The organism is Streptomyces sp. NPDC044719, assembly GCF_056433405.1.
On the sequence record NZ_JBWKHE010000011.1, the window covers coordinates 234,828 to 249,752 of the forward strand.

The window sequence follows — 14,925 nt, forward strand, 5'->3', positions numbered from 1 at the left end:
CCCAGCAAGTCGGCAGTGAGAAAGCTCTGAGGAGAGACGTGAGCGGCAAGGGTGCACCGGAACTGTCCGTACGCAATGTGGGTGACCTCAGGGTCGCCGTCATCGCGGCACAGTGGCACGAGAAGGTGATGGACGGTCTGGTCGACGGTGCCCTGCGCGCCCTGCACGACCTGGGCATCGACGAGCCGACCCTGCTCAGGGTCCCCGGCAGCTGGGAGCTGCCGGTGGTCGCCAAGGTCCTCGCGGGCCGCGGCTACGACGCGATCGTGGCCCTGGGCGTCGTCATCCGCGGGGGCACTCCCCACTTCGAGTACGTGTGCCAGGGCGTGACCCAGGGCCTGACCCAGGTGTCGGTCGAGACCGGCGTCCCGGTCGGCTTCGGCGTGCTGACCTGCGACACCGACGAGCAGGCCCTGGACCGCGCGGGCCTGCCCGGCTCGAACGAGGACAAGGGACACGAGGCGGTGACGGCGGCGGTGGCGACCGCGGCGACCCTCCGCTCGGTATCCGAACCCTGGCGCTGACGGAAGCCGGGTGTGGCATAGGCTGAGCGTCACCATGTCCAAGAAGACGTTCGAGGAGCTCTTCACCGAGCTCCAGCACAAGGCCGCCCAGGGCGATCCCGCCACTTCCCGCACCGCAGAGCTGGTCGAGAAGGGCGTCCATGCCATCGGCAAGAAGGTCGTAGAAGAGGCCGCCGAAGTCTGGATGGCCGCCGAGTACGAGGGCAAGGACGCGGCCGCCGAGGAGATCTCGCAGCTGCTGTACCACGTCCAGGTGATGATGGTCGCCCGCGGCATCTCCCTCGACGACGTCTACGCCCACCTGTAAGGGCTGCGGCCCGCCGCACCCGTTCCCGTAAGACACCACGCAAAGGAAGCCGACCTCATGCTGCGCATCGCCGTCCCCAACAAGGGTTCCCTGTCCGGCCCTGCGGCGGAGATGCTGCATGAGGCCGGCTACCAGCAGCGCCGGGAATCCAAGGAACTGCGGATCGTCGACCCGGTGAACGAGGTCGAGTTCTTCTACCTCCGCCCCCGCGACATCGCCATCTACGTCGCCTCCGGCCAGCTGGACATCGGCCTCACCGGCCGCGACCTGCTCATCGACTCGGGCGCCGACGCCGAGGAGATCCTCCCGCTCGGCTTCGCCCGCTCCACCTTCCGCTACGCCTGCAAGCCCGGCACCATCGGCGGCCTGGCGGACCTCGCGGGCAAGACGGTCGCCACCTCCTACGAGGGCATCGTCGCGGCGCACCTCGCCGACCACGGCGTCGACGCCTCCGTCGTCCACCTCGACGGCGCCGTCGAGACCGCCATCCAGCTCGGCGTCGCCCAGGTCATCGCGGACGTCGTCGAGACCGGAACCTCGCTGCGCAACGCGGGCCTCGAGGTCGTCGCCGAGCCGATCATGAAGTCCGAGGCCGTCGTGATCCGCCGCACCGGCGCGGACGCCGACGACCCCAAGGTGCAGCAGTTCCTGCGCCGCCTCCAGGGCGTCCTGGTCGCCCGGACGTACGTGATGATGGACTACGACTGCCGCGTGGAGCAGCTCGAGAAGGCCGTCGCCCTCACCCCCGGCCTGGAGTCGCCGACGGTCTCCCCGCTGCACAACGAGGGCTGGGTCGCCGTCCGCGCGATGGTCCCGTCCAAGGAGGCACAGCGGATCATGGACGACCTCTACGACATCGGCGCCCGGGCCATCCTGACCACGGCCATCCACGCCTGCCGTCTCTGAGGGGCGTACACCGATGTCCGATCTGCCCACTCTGCCCGTCACTTTCCGGCCGGGCAGCACCCGGGCGGTGCTGCTCACCGCCGCCGTCGCGATCCTCGTCGTCATCACGGCCGTCGCGATGCTGCTGAAGCAGCTCAGCCCCGCCGAGCGCCTCAGCTTCGTCATCACGGCGCTCCTGCTGGACGCGGTGCTGCTCCTGCTGGCCCGGCCCAAGGTCGTCGCCGACGAGTCCGGCGTCACCGTGGTGAACCTCACGAACAAGCGCCGGCTGGAGTGGGCCGAGATCCTTCAGGTGACCCTCCGGCCCGGTGACCCCTGGGTGTTCCTCAACCTCAGCGACGGCACCAGCCTGCCTGTCCTCGGTATTCAGCCGGGTATCGCGAGGCAGCGGGCGCTCGCCGACGCCCGGGCCCTGCGGGCGCTCGCCGAGGCCCGTTCCATGGCGGACGAGCGGCAGCAGAGCTGACTCGGGAAATCCACTGGGCGGTCGCCACTGCCGCACCGGGCCGTGTCTTGATTAATCTGTTGGCGGAGGCGTGTACGGATGCGCCTCCGCCTCTGCTGCCCCGCCCGGTGCACAGAAGGCTCCTGCTAACCGAGGAGTGACCCTCTCCGGCGATGGACGGATCGTCCTGTAGTACCTGCGCCGCCCCCTGCCGACATAGCGCGGACCTCGTTCCCGAGGTACGCGACCTTGCGGAGGCGGCGGCATCATGAGCACCCCCCTGCTGCTCCTGGCAGCCGCGTTCCTGCTGATTCTCGCCAACGGATTCTTCGTGGCGGCCGAGTTCGGGCTCGTGACGGTCGAGCGGCCCGAGGCCGAGAAGGCCGCCGCAGAGGGCGACCGGCGCGCCCACCGCGTCGTCGAGTCGCTCAAGGAACTGTCCTTCCAGCTCTCCGGCACCCAGCTCGGCATCACCATCACCTCCCTCGTCGTCGGCATGCTCGCCGAACCGGCGCTCGCGGAGCTGCTGCACGGCCCGTTCACCTCGATCGGCATACCCGAGGGAGCCGTCTCCGGTGTCACGGTCGTCGTCGGCATGCTGCTGGCCTCCGCCGTGCAGATGGTGATCGGCGAGCTCCTGCCCAAGAACTGGGCGGTGTCCAGGCCGCTTCAGGTCGCGCGCTTCGTCGCGGGCCCGCAGCATGTCTTCGCCCGGCTGTTCCGCCCGGTCATCGCCGGCCTCAACGCCGTCGCGAACCGGCTCGTACGCGCCCTGGGCATCGAGCCCGCCGAGGAGCTGGCCTCCGCCCGCACCCCCGGCGAACTCGTCTCCCTGGCCCGTCACTCGGCCCGGGCCGGCGCCCTGGAACAGGACACGGCCGACCTTTTCGTCAGGACCCTCTCGCTGGGTGAGCTGACCGCGCAGCACGTGATGACGCCGCGCGTGAAGGTCAGCGCCCTGCAGTCCTCGGCCACCGCCGAGGACGTGGTCAACCTGACCCGCGCCACCGGCCTGTCCCGCTTCCCCGTCTACCGGGAGAAGATCGACGAGGTCGTCGGCATGGTCCACCTCAAGGACGCCCTGGCCGTGCCCGTGCGGGAGCGCCTGCGCACCCCCGTCGGCCGCATCGCCCGCCCGGCGCTGCTCGTCCCCGAGACGCTGCCCGTACGGCCGCTGCTGGCCCGCCTGCGCAGCGAGCAGCCCATCGCGGTCGTCGTCGACGAGTACGGCGGCACGGCCGGTGTCGTCACGCTGGAGGACATCGTCGAGGAGATCGTCGGCGAGGTCCGTGACGAGCACGACGGACACGACCTGCCCGAGCTGGCCTCCGCACCGCCGGAGGACGGCAGGCCCGCCTGGGACGCCGACGGCAGCTGCCGTGTCGACATCCTGCGGCGCATAGGCCTCGATGTGCCGGAAGGCCCGTACGAGACCGTCGCGGGCCTGGTCGCCGATCTGCTGGGGCGAATCCCGGCCGTCGGCGACAGGGCGGAGCTGCCCGGCTGGCGGCTGTCGGTGCGCCAGGTCGGCCACTACCGCGCGGAGCGGGTCCGGCTCGTGCGGACGGCCCCGGTGGCCGCCATGGTGGAGGCCGTCCGATGAGCGTGCTCCAGCTTCTCTTCGCCGCGCTGCTCGTGCTCGCCAACGGCTTCTTCGTCGGCGCCGAGTTCGCGCTGGTCTCCGTCCGCCGCAGCCAGATCGAGCCGCTCGGCACCGCCCGCGCCCGGCAGGTCCTCTACGGGCTCGAGCGGCTGCCGCAGATGATGGCGGCGGCCCAGTTCGGCATCACGATCTGCTCCCTCACCCTCGGCGCGGTCGCCGAACCCACGGTCGCGCATCTGCTGGAGCCGGTCTTCGAGTGGGTCCACCTGCCGCACGGCATGATCCACCCGCTGACCTACGTCATCGCTCTCGCCGCGGTGGTCTTCTTCCACCTCGTCATCGGCGAGATGGTCCCGAAGAACCTGGCGATGGCTGCCCCCGAGAAGGCCGCGCTGTGGCTCAGCCCCGGCCTGGTCTGGTTCGCCCGCTTCTGCAAGCCGATCACCGCCGCGCTCGGCGCGGTCTCCCAGGGCATCCTGCGGCTCTTCCACGTCGAGCCAAAGGACGAGGTCGAGGCCGTCTTCACCAGCGAGCAGCTCAACCGGCTGGTGGAGGACGCCGGCCAGGCGGGCCTGCTCGACCCCGAGGAGGCCGAAAGTCTCGAGGACGCCCTGGAGCTGGGCTCGCGCCCGGTGACGGACGTCCTGCTGAAGCGCGAGTCCCTGGTGACCGTCAGCCCGTCGGTCACCCCCGGGCGCATCGTCGAGCTCACCGCCCGGACCGGGTACTCCCGGTTCCCGGTCGCGGCGGAGAACGGGGCGTTCATGGGCTATCTGCATGTGAAGGACGTCCTGGACCTGGAGCACTCCGACCGGGCCGTACCGCAGCAGCTGTGGCGGCCCATGACGACGCTGCGGTCCGAGCTGCCGCTGGACGACGCGCTGACGGTGATGCGGCGGGCCGCGACGCACCTGGCCCAGGTGGCCGACGGATCGGGGAAGGTACTCGGTCTGGTCGCGCTGGAGGACGTACTGGAGCTGCTGGTGGGGGAGGTGCGGGATCCCGCACACCGGGAGGTGCCGGAGGTTCGGGTCACCGAACCTCGGAGCAGCGAGGAGGCGTTGGCTTCGTAGGTGTGCGGCTGCGGGCGCGTGGGGGGCTGATCGCGCAGTTCCCCGCGCCCCCAGACAGGTGGGCACAGCTCGACCGGCCTTCACGACACCCACTCAGGGGCGCGGGGAACTGCGCGACCAGCCCCCACCGGCCCGCGGCCGATGAACTCACATAGCCGACGGATCCTGCGGCCCCCGCCCCGACAAGACCTCCCCGTACGCCTGCATCAGATCCGGCAACCGCAACGTCGCCAGATCGTCCCTGCCCAGCACCCCGGGATACACGGACAACCGCAGGTCCCGGTACGCACAGCTCTTCTCGTACAGCGTCCGCAGGAACCGCCCGTTGCCCAGTTCGTCGATCCACCCCTGGTCCACCACGTGCCCGGCGATGGACCGGAGCTCGTCGAGGGCCTCCTCGTCCCACAGGTCGCCGTTCTCCGCCGCGAGCACCTTGCCGATCTCGGTGAGTTCGAGGGGACGGTAGGAGGGGAAGTCGACGCGGGTGGTGAAGCGGGAGGACAGCCCGGGGTTCGCGGCGAGCAGGCGGTCCATGCCCTCCGGGTAGCCGGCCAGGATCACCACGAGATGGTCGCGGTTGTCCTCCGCCCGCTTCAGCAGCACCTGGAGCGCCTCGTCGCCGTACGCGTCTCCCTTGCCGTAGCCCGAGTTGGACAGCGAGTACGCCTCGTCGACGAAGAGGACGCCGCCGAGCGCCGAGTCGATCAGTTCGTTGGCCTTCACGGCCGTCTGCCCGAGGTATTCACCGACCAGGTCGGCCCGCTGGGCCTCCACGAGATGGTCGCCGCCGAGCAGCCCGAGGGCGTAGAAGACGCGGCCGAGGATGCGGGCGACGGTGGTCTTGCCGGTGCCGGAGGGGCCGGAGAAGACGAAGTGCCGCTTGGGCGGCTGGACCGGCAGGCCCTGCCCGGCCCGCAGCCGGGCCATGTTCAACTGCGCCGACAGCGCTTTGACCTGGCGCTTCACCGGCTCCAGACCGACCATGCGCTCCAGCTCGGCGAGTGCCTCCTCCAGTAACGCGGGATCGGTGGGCCCGGCGGGCAGGGACGGTCCCGGGGAGAACCTCTCGCGCACGGCCGGGTCCGGCACCGGCGGCAGGGGAGCGGAGCCCGGCGGCTCGAGGTCGGGCAGCCTCAGGTCGCGGCCCTCGGTGCCGAAGAGCGGATCGAATCCGTCCGGCCCGTCCACGGCGTCCTGGCCGAGGCCCGGGAGCGTGATCGCCGCGAGGTCGGTGGAGTCGTCGTAGCCGTCGCCCTCGGCGATCGCGGCGAGCCGGGCCGAGGTGTCCATGAAGGCGGGGTCGACGCGGTGCACGGCCCGGTACAGGGGCAGCGCGGCGGCGCTGCGGCCGGTGCCCTCGTGCGCCCGGGCGAGCCAGTAGCGCAGCTCCTTGCGCTGGGGCTGCTCACTGCGGCAGCGCATCAGCGCGGCGGACAGCAGCGGTTCGGCCTGGCCGTACATCTCCAGACGGACCCGGGCCATGCCGCCGAACAGTCCCGCCTCGATGCCGAGCATCGGGTCGTCGAGGAGCGGGTCGGTGTGGCGGACCAGCTGTTCCCAGTCCTTGACCAGATAGGCCCGGCAGGCGTGCAGGAAGCGGACCTGGGCGTCGGTGTCCACCGGCGGCAGCCCGGCCAGGGCCCGGTCCAGCTCGGGGACGTGCCGGCCGTCCAGCCAGTGGGAGGCGTGCGCGAGCAGCAGGTCGCGAGGGCTCTCCAGCACGGGCTGCACCCACCAGCCCAGCCAGTACCAGGAGTTGAGGGTGCGGCGGTAGCGGGAGCGCTGCTCCCCGAAGCGGTCCCGGTGCCGGAACATCCTGAGCAGCGCGGTCGTCGTGTCGACGCGCAGCGCGTGCAGCCCGAGCCAGCCGTCGGCCATCTGGGGGTCCATCCGCACGGCGGCGCGGAACTCCTCCTCCGCCTGCGGATAGGCGCCCATGGTGTAGGCATCGACGCCTCGCAGCCAGGCGAGGTCGGCCGGGGCCTGCGGGCCCTGCGTGCCGAAGTCCATCACGTCCCCCACGAACCGTGCCCCCGTCGGTTGCCAACGAGCCGTCCCCCCGGCCGGCTGCCCTGCTCGAACCGCTGTGCCACGGACCGGAGTTGCGAGGTGCGCGGAGCAACCGTCCGTAGGTCGCGACGAGGGCATCGTACCCGCGGGGGCGGCGCCCCCGAAGGGTGCCGCACGGGCCGTTCGGCGAGGTGGGAGCGGATGCGGCGCACTCGCGCACGGTGACCGAGTGTGAGCGTTCGGCGCCTCGCGGGCCCGGAAATACGGAAGAAGACAGAACGAAGCCCCCGATCACGGGGGAACAACCGGGGGCTTCGCGTCTGTGGGCGGCTCCGAATGGCCGCACATTCAGAACGTAAGTCCTGTACGGCCCACCGGTCAAGCCGAGTTGAAGCACTCCGGCAAGTTCCACCGCAAGCGCATTCACAAGTTCAGCACACTGCGGGCGGTCCGTCACCGTGCGTGAGGAACTGGTCCGGTCCAGCAGTCCCGGCAGGCCCCGGAAACACCTCGTACCCCTTCTCTCCCTGCCGTACCAGGAGATCGGCGAAGGGCCGAGAGGGATCGTCGGCGAAATGCCGGCGCTCCGCCGGGACCCATCCGTCCCAGAACTCCCGCTGTTCCTCCCCGTCCCGCGACCGTCCCCGAGCCCAGGCCTCCTCGCGCGGCAGCTCCATCCACAGCAGCAGGGCCAGATGGGGGCGCAGCGCCCGGCGTCCCGCGCCGACGCCCTCGACGAGGACCACCGGTGCGGGCGGCAGGGGGTGGCGAGGGCCGAAGAGCTGGGCCCGCCAGTCGTAGGGGGCGTAGTGCGCGGTCCGGCCGCCGGCCAGCGGCTCGATCACCTGGTCCAGCAGCCGTCCGGTCCAGTCGAACAGTTCGTCGTGGCTGGCGATGTCGTCGAGGCGCAGCACCGGCGCGCCGCCGAGCGCCCCGGCCAACTGCTCGGCGAACGTGGTCTTTCCGGATCCGGCGTGCCCGTCGACGCCGACCAGGCGGACCGGGCCGCAGGAGGGGGAGAGGCGGCGGATCCGGGAGGCCAGGTCACGGACGGCGGGTCCCGGTGCGGGGCGGAAGGACGGATTCATCTCGCGCAGCACTCTAACGACCTGGGGAGTGACCACGCGTCCCACGCCCCCCGCCACTGGTCGACGCCAATATTGGTGGGCGTGGCGCGGGTCGAAGTGCTGGCAGGACCCGGCGGGCTGTGCTCATATGTGGCGCACACGCATGTGCGACCGACCGTGCAACGGACCTGCCCCGCCCCTGCCCGACTCCGACATCCGGGGGTCCCCGCCATGAGCAGAGCCGAACAGCCGTCCCGCAGAACCGTCCTGGCCGCCGCGGTCGCCGCCGCCGTCACCGCGAGCGCGGGGTCGGCGGCCGCCGAGACCGGGATCCCCATGACGACCGACACCGCAGACCCCGCCCGGGCGGTCCCGGCCCGCACCGTGGACAACCGGGCCTGGACCTCGTACGACGACTGGCGCGGCGGCACCGCCCGGGGCACCCGCGCGGTCGCGGGCGCCCGCCCGGGTCTGGTGATCGCGAAGCCCGCCGGAACCGCCGACTACCGGGACCCGCACACCGGCACCACCGCCTCCTGGGAGTACGGCACCTGGACGTCCCCCGTCCACCGGCTCGCCGTCCCCGCGACGGAGGCGATCGTCTCCTGGAACGCGCGCACCCCGGCCGGCACCTGGATCCAGGCCGAGCTCAAGGGCACCTACACCGACGGCACCAGCAGCCCCTGGTACGTGATGGGCCGCTGGGCGGCGGGCGACCAGGACATCCGGCGCACCTCGGTCGACGACCAGAGCGACGGCAAGAGCACCGTCTGGACGGACACGCTGGCCGTCGACGACCCGGCGACCGGTCTGCGCCTGGCCTCCTACCGCCTGCGTCTGACCCTGTACCGCAAGCCGGGCGGCAAGGCCACGCCCACCGTGTGGCGGCTCGGCGCCATGGGTTCCGACGTCCCCGACCGGTTCACCGTTCCGGCGTCCGCGCCCGGCCTCGCGAAGGAACTGGCCGTGCCGCGGTACTCGCAGGAGATCCACAAGGGTCAGTACCCCGAGTACGACAACGGCGGGGAGGCCTGGTGCAGCCCGACCTCCTCGCAGATGATCGTCGAGTACTGGGGCGGCAGGCTCACCCCGCAGCAGCTGGCCTGGGTGGATCCCTCGTTCGCCGATCCGCAGGTGTGCCACGCGGCCCGGTTCACCTACGACTACCAGTACGCGGGCTGCGGAAACTGGCCGTTCAACGCCGCCTACGCGGCCACGTTCAAGGACCTCCAGGCCGTGGTCACCCGGCTCGGCTCGCTCACCGACCTGGAGACGCTGATCGCGGCGGGCATCCCGGCCATAACGTCCCAGTCCTTCCTGAAGGAGGAACTGACCGGCGCCGGGTACGGCACCGCCGGGCACCTGATGACCGTCATCGGCTTCACGGCCGGCGGCGACGTGATCGCGAACGACCCCGCCTCGGCGAGCAACGAGGCCGTGCGGCGCGTCTACCGGCGGCGCGAGTGGGAGAACATCTGGCTGCGGACCAAGCGGTACAACGCCTCCGGCAAGGTCGTCTCCGGCACCGGCGGCGTCTGCTACCTGTACTTCCCGGCACGCCCGACCGCGGCCCAGCGCAGGGCGCTGACCGCCGTGGGCGTACGTGTGTGACCAAGCTCTCGGTCACAAAAGCCGCTCCGAGTGGCAAGGTGGGCGGAACTTCGGGGGATGTCCGCCCGCCCCACCGGATCAGTGAGAAGCCATGACCGCACACTCAGCCACCGCCGCCGGCGTCCGCACGGGCGGCCCCAAGGACGACGGGCCGAAGATCGCCGAGCATGTCATGGGCTGGACGCTCGTCGTGGTCGTCGCGATGCTCGTGACCCAGCTCGGGCTGCTGTGACCCCGGCCCGGAGCGATGTGACCTGACCCACGACCCGGCCCTCCGACCTGCCATACTGCGGATGTCCCGCCTCGCCCGCCTGGAACCAGGGTCGAAATTGAATATCAGTCAACAGCCTGCCGCGCGCCCCAGAGCCCGCGGCACCGAGCGCTCGCTGGCGCGCCGTGCCGAACTCATCGCCATCGGCCGGAGGTTGTTCGCCGACACGTCCTACGACGCCCTCTCGATGGACGACATCGCCCGGCAGGCTCATGTCGCCAAGGGGCTCATCTACTACTACTTCCAGTCCAAGCGGGGCTACTACCTGGCCATCATCCAGGACTCGGTAACCGACCTGGTCACCCTGGCGGCGAGCGGACTCGAACTGCCCCCGGTCGACCGCGTCCAGCGCACGATCGACAGCTATCTGCGCTACGCCGAGCACCACCAGGCCGCCTACCGCACGATCGTCAGCGGTGGTGTCGGCTTCGACACCGAGGTGCACGCCATCCGGGACGGTGTGCGCGAGGCGATCGTCGCCACCATCGCCGAGGGCGCGTACGGCCGCGTCGACATCACACCGCTGGCGCGGATGGGCCTGCTGGCCTGGGTGTGCAGCGTCGAGGGAGCCACCCTCGAATGGATCGACCGCCCCGAACTGCCCCGCGAGACCATGTGCGAGCTGCTGGTGAAGGGGCTCGGCGGCGCCCTGCGCGCGATCGAGGACCTGGACCCCGCCTACCCGGCCCCGCAGGCGGCCGCCCGCCAGGACGCGTGAGACGGGGGCGGAGGCCCCGTCACGGCCCCTCCGCCCCCGGCCGCCCCGCCCTACTTGATCGCCTTGATCAGCTCACCGTTCGCCGTGTCACCGCTCAGCTCCCAGAAGAACGTGCCGCCCAGACCCTGCTGGTTCTTGTACGTCATCTTGGTCCCGATGGTCGCCGGGGTGTCGTAACTCCACCAGTTGTTCCCGCACTTGGCGTAGGCCGTGCCGGCCACCGTCCCCGTCGCCGGGCACTTGGTCCTGAGCACCTTGTAGTCGTCGATGCCCTGCTCGTACGTGCCCGCCGCCGGGCCGGTCGCGGTGCCGCCGGGGGCCGACTGGGTGACGCCCGTCCAGCCGCGCCCGTAGAAGCCGATGCCGAGCAGCAGCTTCGAGGCGGGGATGCCGAGGCCCTTGAGCTTCGCGATGGTCGCCGAGGTGTGGAGGTTCGCCTTCGGAATGCCGGAGTACGAGGTCAGGGGGGAGTGCGGGGCCGTCGGGCCGGCGGCGTCCCAGGCGCCGAAGAAGTCGTACGTCATCGGGTTGTACCAGTCGACGTACCGGGCGGCGCCCGTGTAGTCCGCCGCGTCGATCTTGCCGCCCGCAGTGGCGTCGGCGGTGATCGCCGCGGTGACGAGGTTGCCGGATCCGAACTTGGCCCGCAGGGCCTGCGTCAGGTTCCGGAAGGCCGCCTTGCCGCTGGTGTCGCAGGTGGCGCCACAGGCGTTCGGGTACTCCCAGTCGATGTCGATGCCGTCGAAGACATCGGCCCACTTGGAGTTCTCGACCAGGTCGTAGCAGGACTGGGCGAAGGCGGCCGGGTTCCGGGCGGCCTCGCCGAAGCCCCCCGACCAGGTCCAGCCGCCGAAGGACCACAGGATCTTGAGGTTCGGGTGCTTCTGCTTCAGCTTGCGCAGCTGGTTGAAGTTGCCGCGCAGCGGCTGGTCCCAGGTGTCGGCCTTGCCGTCGACGGACTCGGCGGCGGTGAAGGCCCGGTCGGTGGCCGCGTAGGCGTCACCCATCGCGCACTTTCCGCCGGTGACGTTGCCGAACGCGTAGTTGATGTGCGTGAGCCTGGCCGCCGAGCCCGACGTCTCGATGTTCTTGACGTAGTACTTGCGGTCGTAGGTGCCCCATTCGGTGAAGTACCCGATGACCTTGGACCCGGCGGCCCTGGGGGCGGGTGCGGCCTTCGACGCCGCGGCGGCCTCCTGAGCCGAGGTCGCCGCGGTGGCGGTCGAGGTGCCCGCGCCGGCCGGCAGACCGGCGCCGAGGACGGCGCAACAGGCCGCGGACACGATGGCCCGGAAGCGGGAGCGGTGGGGGGTGTGCATCCGGTGTCTCCTCGTGGGGAGAGGGAACGCGCGCCGATTGGCATGAACGCGATGACTCGGTGAAGCGAAACGGTAGGAGGACTAGACCAGTTCGGTCAATGGTGCGGACCAATTTCGATCCGGATGAGGTGCTCGGGTATTACCTGAAGTAAGCGGTCGTTAACTGGTGACTGCATGCCTCCGATCGGGCATACTCACAGCGCACAGCCGCTGGTCAGCAGCTTCCGAGACCCGGGACTGCAAGCATCGGCCAGGCACCAGATCGACCCGGCGGCGCCGCCCCCACCCATGGGCCCGACCGCCAGTGCCCGACAGGGAGGAGAGCGTCGCCATGCCCGACCGCGCCCCGCAGCCGGTGGACCGACAACTGCCCACGGAGGAGGCCCGGGAGCTGATCTCACTCGTCCGCGACATCGCGCGGCAGGAGATCATCCCGAAGGCGGCCGAGGAGGAGGACGCCGGCCGCTTCCCGCGTGAGCTGTTCACCCTGCTCTCGCACTCCGGTCTGCTCGGACTGCCGTACGCGTCCGAGTACGGCGGCGGCGACCAGCCGTACGAGGTCTACCTCCAGGCCCTCGAAGAGCTCTCCGCGGCCCGGCTCACGGTCGGTCTCGGCGTCAGCGTGCACTCCCTGTCCTCCTATGCGCTCGCCGCCTACGGCGCCAAGGAGCAGCAGGTCGAGCACCTGCCCGGGATGCTCGGCGGCGGCATGCTCGGCGCCTACTGCCTCTCCGAGCCGCACTCCGGATCGGACGCGGCGGCCCTGCGCACCAAGGCGGTGCGGGACGGCGACGACTGGGTGATCACCGGCACCAAGGCCTGGATCACCCACGGCGGGATCGCCGACTTCTACACGGTCATGGCGCGCACCGGCGAGGACGGCCCGCGCGGGATCACCGCCTTCCTGGTCCCCGGCGACGCGCCGGGCGTGAGCGCGGCGGCGCCCGAGCGGAAGATGGGCATGAAGGGCTCGCCCACCGCCCAGGTCCACTTCGACGGCGTACGGGTCTCCGACGACCGGCGCATCGGCGAGGAGGGGCAGGGCTTCGCGATCGCCCTGTCCGCGCTCGACTCGGGGCGGCTCGGCATCGCGGCGTGCGCGATCGGCGTAGCGCAGGCGGCGCTCGACGAGGCGCTGGTGTACGCGGCCGAAAGGCGCCAGTTCGGGAAGGCCATCGCCGACTTCCAGGGACTGCGCTTCATGCTCGCCGACATGGCGACGCAGATCGAGGCGGGCCGTGCGCTCTACCTCGCGGCGGCGCGGCTGCGTGACGCGGGCCGGCCGTTCGCCCGGCAGGCGGCCATGGCCAAGCTGCACTGCACCGACACCGCGATGCGGGTCACCACCGACGCCGTGCAGATCCTCGGCGGCTACGGCTACACCGCGGATTTCGCGGTCGAGCGCTACATGCGCGAGGCCAAGGTGCTGCAGATCGTCGAGGGCACCAACCAGATCCAGCGGATGGTCATCGCCCGCCATCTCGTGGGTCCAGAGGAACGCTGAACTGGTCGAGGCCCCGCCAGGGCGCCGCGAGCCGCATCCACTCCGGGTCGTGCCGGCCCGGCAGGGTGCGGCCGCCCTCGGCCCAGGTCCGCATCAAGTCGCGGTAGATCGGCGGGTCCTGGTACCGCGGCGCGGTCGGCCGAACCGATTCTGCGGGTGCCGGGACGAAGAGGAGGCGCTGACGCCCGGTCGCTGAGGAGATGGGGGTCATACCAGGGCAACGCGGCGGAGGCCGGACAGGTCACCGGGTAGCGGAATCGGGCGTGCGTTCAAGGGCGTCCGGTCCCGTGTCCCCTCCGGGGCGGATCACGGCGTGCCGCCTGCCGTTCCGGACACACTGAACCGCACCACGGCAGCCTGAGAGCCGTGGTGCGGGGCAGCTATGGGGGTGGAGCGAGTGGGCCGGGAGGGCCCGCGCTCAGGCCGCTTGGCGGCGCATGACGGGGACCCTGATCGGGCGCGAGCCCGGGCCGCCGACGTGCGAGAAAGGCTGGGTCCGCCAGTCGAGCCCCTGAGGGAGCGTCAACAGCAGGGCGGTGTCCTGCTCCTGAGGATCCACGGACTCGTCCGCGGGGCGGGCGTCCGTGGCCCTGCGGCCGGTTCCGGCACAGACCGTGAGTCCGAACGGGTTCCACGGCGAGGCGCACAGCGCGTGCTCCGGCAGAACCTCTTCGTCCGCCAGCAGCGCGATTGGCTGAGCGCAGTCCGGGCAGACGACCCGGAACATCTCGAAGGTGTCGTAGGAGTCGAGCTCGTCGTCGAAGGTGTCGGGTTCGACGCCCTCCGGCTCGGGCTCGACGACGAGCTGCGGCCGCTTGGGCGCGGTGCGACCAGGGCGCTTAAGACTCTGCATTGGGTTCTCCCCCTCGGACTGGGCCGTATCGGCACTGCGGCCTCGACCACAGCAAGCACTTCCCGTCCCCTCTCGGCGGTAATCACGAGAACATCACGGAGACTGTTCGAGCCTTGTGGCGTTCGTCACATGCCGCACGCAGGTGCCCACTGCGGTGGATTTGTCCCCCGCACGGCTGACCGTCGGCTTCCGGCCACATCACGAACCGGGCATGACCTGGGCTGCTCAGGTATCCGAGGAGATCAACCGCACTGTAGGTTCTTGCGCCATGGAGGAGCTGGACCGACAGATCGTGCAGCTGCTCGTCAAGGACGGGCGGATGAGCTACACCGACCTGGGCAAGGCCACTGGCCTGTCCACGTCGGCCGTGCACCAGCGGGTGCGCCGGCTGGAACAGCGCGGCGTCATCCGCGGCTATGCCGCGGTCGTGGACCCGGAGGCCGTCGGGCTGCCCATGACCGCGTTCATCTCGGTCAAACCGTTCGACCCCAGCGCGCCCGACGACATCGCGGAGCGGCTCGCGGGGGTGCCGGAGATCGAGGCGTGCCACAGCGTCGCCGGCGACGAGAACTACATCCTCAAGGTGCGGGTCGCGACACCGCACGAGCTGGAGGAACTGCTGGCCCGGGTGCGGTCGTTGGCCGGGGTCTCGACGCGGACGACGGTGGTGCTGTCCACGCCCTACGAGGCGCGGCCGCCGCGGATCTGATCGCC

At 71.0% G+C, this 14,925-nt stretch carries 16 protein-coding genes; 11 read left to right on the top strand and 5 right to left on the bottom strand.

What is annotated here, in order from left to right; genetic code table 11:
• The first annotated feature begins 38 nt into the window (after positions 1-38).
• From ribH to AC07DF_RS36870, 6 genes are all read left to right on the top strand, one after another.
• Positions 39-524, top strand: a complete 486-nt coding sequence (gene ribH / locus AC07DF_RS36845) for a 6,7-dimethyl-8-ribityllumazine synthase (RefSeq protein WP_184597131.1) — start codon at positions 39-41, stop codon at positions 522-524.
• Positions 525-558: 34 nt separating this feature from the next.
• Positions 559-831 (top strand): phosphoribosyl-ATP diphosphatase, encoded by a 273-nt coding sequence (locus AC07DF_RS36850; RefSeq protein ID WP_361934420.1) that lies wholly within the window; start codon positions 559-561, stop codon positions 829-831.
• A 57-nt stretch (positions 832-888) separates the two neighbouring features.
• The gene (gene hisG / locus AC07DF_RS36855) at positions 889-1,737 is read left to right on the top strand and encodes an ATP phosphoribosyltransferase (RefSeq protein WP_478981136.1); all 849 of its coding nucleotides are present in this window, start codon (positions 889-891) and stop codon (positions 1,735-1,737) included.
• Between the two features lie 13 nt (positions 1,738-1,750).
• Positions 1,751-2,203 (top strand): PH domain-containing protein, encoded by a 453-nt coding sequence (locus AC07DF_RS36860; RefSeq protein WP_478981138.1) that lies wholly within the window; start codon positions 1,751-1,753, stop codon positions 2,201-2,203.
• Positions 2,204-2,450: 247 nt separating this feature from the next.
• Positions 2,451-3,785, top strand: coding sequence for a hemolysin family protein (locus AC07DF_RS36865; RefSeq protein WP_478981140.1), 1,335 nt, complete (start codon positions 2,451-2,453; stop codon positions 3,783-3,785).
• Positions 3,782-4,858: a hemolysin family protein gene (locus tag AC07DF_RS36870; RefSeq protein WP_478981142.1), complete on the top strand. Its 1,077-nt coding sequence runs from the start codon at positions 3,782-3,784 to the stop codon at positions 4,856-4,858. Before AC07DF_RS36865 ends, AC07DF_RS36870 begins: the two co-directional genes overlap by 4 nt.
• Positions 4,859-5,005: 147 nt before the next feature.
• Here AC07DF_RS36870 and AC07DF_RS36875 read toward each other — a convergent pair whose 3' ends face one another.
• Positions 5,006-6,868, bottom strand: a complete 1,863-nt coding sequence (locus AC07DF_RS36875) for an AAA family ATPase (RefSeq protein ID WP_478981255.1) — start codon at positions 6,866-6,868, stop codon at positions 5,006-5,008.
• 431 nt (positions 6,869-7,299) lie between these two features.
• Entirely contained in the window at positions 7,300-7,956 is a 657-nt protein-coding gene (locus tag AC07DF_RS36880) for a uridine kinase family protein (RefSeq protein ID WP_478981144.1), read from the bottom strand.
• Between the two features lie 210 nt (positions 7,957-8,166).
• Here AC07DF_RS36880 and AC07DF_RS36885 point away from each other — a divergent pair, with 210 nt between their 5' ends.
• The 3 genes from AC07DF_RS36885 to AC07DF_RS36895 all read left to right on the top strand — a co-directional run bounded on the left by AC07DF_RS36885 (position 8,167) and on the right by AC07DF_RS36895 (position 10,535).
• Entirely contained in the window at positions 8,167-9,546 is a 1,380-nt protein-coding gene (locus AC07DF_RS36885) for a peptidase C39 family protein (protein ID WP_478981146.1), read from the top strand.
• Positions 9,547-9,637: 91 nt separating this feature from the next.
• A complete protein-coding gene (locus AC07DF_RS36890) occupies positions 9,638-9,778 on the top strand; it encodes an SCO1431 family membrane protein (protein ID WP_469419648.1) in 141 nt (46 codons plus the stop codon).
• 97 nt (positions 9,779-9,875) lie between these two features.
• The gene (locus tag AC07DF_RS36895; RefSeq protein WP_189726382.1) at positions 9,876-10,535 is read left to right on the top strand and encodes a TetR/AcrR family transcriptional regulator; all 660 of its coding nucleotides are present in this window, start codon (positions 9,876-9,878) and stop codon (positions 10,533-10,535) included.
• 50 nt (positions 10,536-10,585) lie between these two features.
• Here the strand turns inward: AC07DF_RS36895 and AC07DF_RS36900 are convergent, their stop codons facing one another.
• The gene (locus AC07DF_RS36900; RefSeq protein ID WP_478981149.1) at positions 10,586-11,854 is read right to left on the bottom strand and encodes a glycoside hydrolase family 18 protein; all 1,269 of its coding nucleotides are present in this window, start codon (positions 11,852-11,854) and stop codon (positions 10,586-10,588) included.
• A gap of 331 nt (positions 11,855-12,185) precedes the next feature.
• Here AC07DF_RS36900 and AC07DF_RS36905 point away from each other — a divergent pair, with 331 nt between their 5' ends.
• Positions 12,186-13,358 (top strand): acyl-CoA dehydrogenase family protein, encoded by a 1,173-nt coding sequence (locus AC07DF_RS36905; protein ID WP_478981151.1) that lies wholly within the window; start codon positions 12,186-12,188, stop codon positions 13,356-13,358.
• Here the strand turns inward: AC07DF_RS36905 and AC07DF_RS36910 are convergent.
• Complete coding sequence (locus AC07DF_RS36910) at positions 13,321-13,569, bottom strand: hypothetical protein (protein WP_370869173.1); 249 nt, start codon at positions 13,567-13,569, stop codon at positions 13,321-13,323. The two genes, AC07DF_RS36905 and AC07DF_RS36910, sit on opposite strands and share 38 nt — an antisense overlap.
• A 207-nt stretch (positions 13,570-13,776) precedes the next feature.
• Entirely contained in the window at positions 13,777-14,211 is a 435-nt protein-coding gene (locus tag AC07DF_RS36915; protein ID WP_478981154.1) for a hypothetical protein, read from the bottom strand.
• A gap of 268 nt (positions 14,212-14,479) precedes the next feature.
• Between AC07DF_RS36915 and AC07DF_RS36920 the strand changes: the two genes are divergently transcribed.
• On the top strand, positions 14,480-14,920 hold the full coding sequence (locus tag AC07DF_RS36920; protein ID WP_039932055.1) for an Lrp/AsnC family transcriptional regulator: 441 nt from the start codon (positions 14,480-14,482) through the stop codon (positions 14,918-14,920).
• Positions 14,921-14,925 lie beyond the last annotated feature (5 nt).